The sequence below is a fragment of the Inquilinus sp. genome, assembly GCF_057815775.1.
Genome location: NZ_JBYRFX010000309.1, coordinates 1 through 4,356 on the forward strand (window position 1 = coordinate 1; position 4,356 = coordinate 4,356).

At 70.2% G+C, this 4,356-nt stretch carries 5 protein-coding genes; all 5 read left to right on the forward strand.

Annotation, left to right across the window (positions count from 1 at the left end; translation table 11 throughout):
• Positions 1 to 528: lytic transglycosylase domain-containing protein (locus AC3XYG_RS10945; RefSeq protein ID WP_489139859.1), on the forward strand; the 528-nt coding region annotated here is incomplete at its 5' end.
• Between the two features lie 34 nt (positions 529 to 562).
• Positions 563 to 1,537, forward strand: coding sequence for a threonine ammonia-lyase (locus tag AC3XYG_RS10950; RefSeq protein ID WP_489139860.1), 975 nt, complete (start codon positions 563 to 565; stop codon positions 1,535 to 1,537).
• Positions 1,534 to 1,923, forward strand: coding sequence for a PAS domain-containing protein (locus AC3XYG_RS10955; protein ID WP_489139861.1), 390 nt, complete (start codon positions 1,534 to 1,536; stop codon positions 1,921 to 1,923). The genes AC3XYG_RS10950 and AC3XYG_RS10955 overlap by 4 nt, the downstream gene beginning before the upstream one ends.
• A gap of 88 nt (positions 1,924 to 2,011) precedes the next feature.
• Entirely contained in the window at positions 2,012 to 2,719 is a 708-nt protein-coding gene (locus tag AC3XYG_RS10960; protein ID WP_489139862.1) for a DUF899 family protein, read from the forward strand.
• 272 nt (positions 2,720 to 2,991) lie between these two features.
• The coding region (locus tag AC3XYG_RS10965) for a polysaccharide deacetylase family protein (protein ID WP_489139863.1) at positions 2,992 to 4,356 on the forward strand (1,365 nt) is incomplete at its 3' end.

Sequence of the window (4,356 nt, forward strand, 5' to 3'; positions counted from 1 at the left end):
GCCCGCGACGGCGTCTGGCTGATCGATGCGGCCTATCCGCTGGTGCCCCTGCCCGACGACCTCAGCGGCCTGCCGCCGGCCCTGGTGCTGGGGCTGGCGCGGCAGGAGAGCGAATTCAACGCCAATGCCGTGTCCAGCGCCGGCGCGATCGGGCTGATGCAGCTGCGCCCCGGCACGGCGCGCGACGTCGCCCAGGCCCTGGGCGTCGACCACACCACCGCCATGCTCAGCGACGACCCGCAGCACAATCTCCGCCTCGGCAGCCGCTACCTCGCCGATCTGGTGCAGCGCTATGACGGCAGCTGGCCGCGGGCGATCGCCGCCTACAATGCCGGCTTCGGCCGGGTCGACACCTGGGCGCCGACCCCGTCGAAATCGCCGGAACAGGTGGTCGACTGGATCGAATCCATCCCGCTGCCGGAGACCCGCAGCTACGTCCAGCGCGTGCTGGAGAACGCCCAGGTCTACCGCCTGCGGCTGGGCGAGGCGCCCAAGGCCGGGGCGCTGGAGGCCGAGCTGCTGCGATGACCACCCTCGTCCGATATCCCACTGGGAAACAGCCATGACCGTCTCGATCGCCGATATCGAAGCCGCCGCCGAACGCCTGGCGGGCCAGGCCGTGCGCACCCCGCTGCTGCGGTCGTCACTGCTCGACGCCCGGGCCGGCCGCGAGGTGCTGGTCAAGGCCGAGCCGCTGCAGCGCACCGGGTCGTTCAAGTTCCGCGGCGCCTACAACCGGATCGCGATGATCCCGGCGGCCGACCGGAGCAAGGGTGTGGTCGCCTTCTCCAGCGGCAACCACGCCCAGGGCGTCGCCGCCGCAGCCGCGCTGTTCGGCATCAGGGCGACGATCGTAATGCCGGCCGATGCCCCGGCGATCAAGCGGCGCAACACCGAGGCCTATGGCGCGACGGTGGTGCCCTATGACCGCTTCGGCGAGGACCGCGAGGCGGTGACGGCGAAGATCGTCGAAGAGACCGGCGCCACGCTGGTCCGGCCCTATGACGATCCCGGCGTCATCGCCGGCCAGGGCACGGTCGGGCTGGAGATCGCGGCGCAATGCGCCGAGCTGGGGGTGCGGCCGGACGCGGTGCTGGTCAGCTGCAGCGGCGGCGGCCTGGTCTCCGGCGTCTCGATCGCGATCCGGGCCCGGATGCCGGGGGTGCGGATCTACGCCGCCGAACCGGACGCGCTGGACGACATGCGGCGATCGCTGGCCGCCGGCGAGCGCGTCACCAACGACCCGTCGGCGCGGTCGATCTGCGACGCGCTGCAATCCCCGTCCCCCGGCAAGATCACCTTCCCGATCGCTCGCGAGACCCTGGCCGGCGGCGTCACCGCGTCGGACGAGGCGGTGCTGCGGGCGATGGGCGTCGCCTTCGACACTCTGAAGCTGGTGGTCGAGCCCGGCGGCGCCGTCGGCCTGGCCGCGACGCTGGAGAACCGGATCCCGGAGGATATCCGCAGCGTGGTCATCGTCTGCTCCGGCGGCAATGTCGACGCCGCCACCTTCCGCGATGCCCTGGCGACGCTGTGACCGATACCCCGTTCTTCGACCGGCTGCAGGGCTGGTGGGACAGCCACACCGCGGGCGGCCGCCCGCCACATCGCGACGCGCTGAGCCCGGTCGAGATCATGCCGATGCTGCCGCATCTGGTGATGCTCGACGTGGCGGGCCCGGCGCCGCAGGTGATGTGGGCCGGCACCGCGGTCAAGGAAGCACTGGGCGGCAATCCCGGCGATCAGCCGCTCGCGGCCACGCCGCTGGGCGGCCCGGAGACCGACGCCGCCATCGCTGGAATGGTCGCCGCCGCCCGCCCGGTGACGGCGACGCTGGGCGGCCGGCCCGCCCTGCTCTGCCCCCTCGCCGGCGATGATGGTACCGTTGCCGCGGTGCTGGTCGGTCTGGCGCCAGCGGCCTGACCCGAGCCGCAAAAAACAGCATCGGTCCTGTCGAATTCCCGGCAGGCCGGACGACGATGGAGAGACAGACAGCCCGAAGGAGAGCGCCATGACGCACGATCCCTTGACCCCGGCCGCCGAGCTGGCGCGCGACAACCCGGTCCGGTTCCCCAACGAAAGCGCGGAATATCGCGCCGCCCGCACCGCGCTGCTGGCCGAGGAGATCGAACTGCGGCGGCACATCGAGCGCGTCGCCGCCCAGCGGCGCGCCCTGCCGCCCGGCGGCCCGGCGACCGGCGCCTACCGCTTCCAGGGCCCAGATGGGCCGAGCGATCTCGCCGGCCTGTTCGGCGACAAGCAGACGCTGGTCGTCTACAGCTTCATGTTCGGCCCCCGGCGCGAGCGCCCCTGCCCGATGTGCACCAACCTGCTGGGCGCCTGGGAAGGCAACGCCGCCGACATCGGCCAGCGCGTCTCGCTCGTCGTCGTCGCCGGCTCGCCGATCGAACGGCTGACCGCCTGGAAGCGCGAACGCGGCTGGAGAAATCTTCGCCTCTACAGCGACCTGGACGGCGCCTATTCGCGCGACTATTTCGGCATCCTGCCGGACGGCTCGGAGACCGGGGCCATCAACGTGTTCACGCGGCGCGACGGGACCATCCGCCATTTCTGGTCCGACGAGATGACCGGATCCACCGCCGATCCCGGCCAGGATCCTCGCGGCGCCCCCGACCCGGCCCCGCTGTGGATGGTGCTGGACGCCACGCCGGACGGCCGGGGTCCGGACTGGTACCCGCAACTGGACTATGGCGCCTGACAACGGCTGCCGCGCCGCTGCGTCCGACCCAATTTCGCCACACCGTCTCGTTAGGAATCAGGAGAATCATCCTGTCGGGATATCGGCTTTGCGTTGCCAAAAACGCGCAGGGACGTAACCGGCCGGCTGTTTCTTACGAACTCCCTAATCGAGTCCGAATTCATAAAAAAACTTATCCAGAACCAAAAGAACAACGAGAAAAATTCGGATCGAGCAATGGCATCGTCGCGCGAAGCACCCGCTGACCCGCCACCGCCTCACCTGAGGACGACATGCCTCGATTTCATCGTATCCTGCAGGGCGCAGCGCTGCTCGTTGCAGCAGCCACCCTGCCCGCCCTGGCGGCCGTGCCGACCGGCCCGCATCCCCGCATCTGGCTGACACCGCAGATCGTCGCCAGCTGGCAGGCGATCCAGTCCGTCCCCAACAGCCCGGTGAACCGCGCGATCACCAAATGCAACGACGCGAGGCTGGACCCCGCGGACTACGCGGACGGCCAGTTCCAGGGCTTCCGCTGGGTCGAGGCGCTGGACGCCTGCCTGGTGGCCTATGAGACCACCAAATCGGCCCTGCATCGCGACACCGCGATCAAGTACTGGACCGCGCTGCTGGACGATGCGCAGACCATCGGCGACGGCGACGGCCCCTGCTACCCGAACAATTGCGGATCGCCCACGCCGTTCGGCATCGCCGCCCAGGATGCCGGCTATTCGATGCGCACCTACGTCGCCTGGACCGCGCTCGGCTACGACTGGCTGCATGACGATCTGAGCCCCACCCTGCGGGCCCGGTACGCCACCCGGTTCAAGCAGTGGCTTGCCTTCCATATGGATCCGGACAGCTTCGAACGCGCCGACACCGGGTCGAACTACCATGCCGGCCACGTGCTGGCGGTGACCCTGATGGCGATCGGCCACGCCGACGAGATGGACGCCGCAACGGCCGGCTCCGGCACATCGCTGTGGACCTACGTCACCAACGAGATGTGGGGCCACATCATGGCTGCCGCCCAGGCCACGCGCCGGCCGATGGTGGGCGGCGACTGGGCGGAGGGCTGGGAGTACGGGCCGCTCTCCGTAGCGTCCTACGCCCTGGCCGGCCGGGCCATGGTCGAGCGTGGCGTGCCGCAGCCCTGGATCGGACCCTGGCTGCATGTGCTGCTCTACCGCTACGTCTACGCCCTGACACCTGATAACCGGACGTTCATCGGCGGCGACGTCCAGAACGAAGCGCCGACACTGGAGCCCGACCCCCTGCCGCTCTACGGTGTGGTTGCCGGCCCCGCCGCGACGACGGACAAGGCCCAGGCCAAGGGAGAGCTCGCCCGGCTCGCCCTGCCGACACCGGCCCTCAACGGCGACTTCACCCTCCTGACCCAGTCGCTGGTCGCGGCCGAGACGACCCCGGCCCAGACCATCAACCGCGCCGCGCTGCCGCTGAGCTATCTCGCCGCCGGCTCCGGCAACTTCTATGCCCGCACCAGCTTCGCCCCGACCGGCACCTGGCTGGTCAGCCAGTGCCGAGGCATCATCAGCAACCACCAGCATGTCGACGCCGGCAACATCACCCTGACACGCGGCGCCGACGACCTGCTGGTCGACCCGTCGCCCTATGGGTCGCAGTCGACGCTGACCGGC

What these genes read in the sequence shown, in the direction of transcription:
- AC3XYG_RS10960 (WP_489139862.1), top strand. Translation starts at nt 2,012, where the DNA reads ATGACGCACGATCCCTTGACCCCGGCCGCCGAGCTGGCGCGCGACAAC.
- AC3XYG_RS10950 (WP_489139860.1), top strand. Translation starts at nt 563, where the DNA reads ATGACCGTCTCGATCGCCGATATCGAAGCCGCCGCCGAACGCCTGGCG.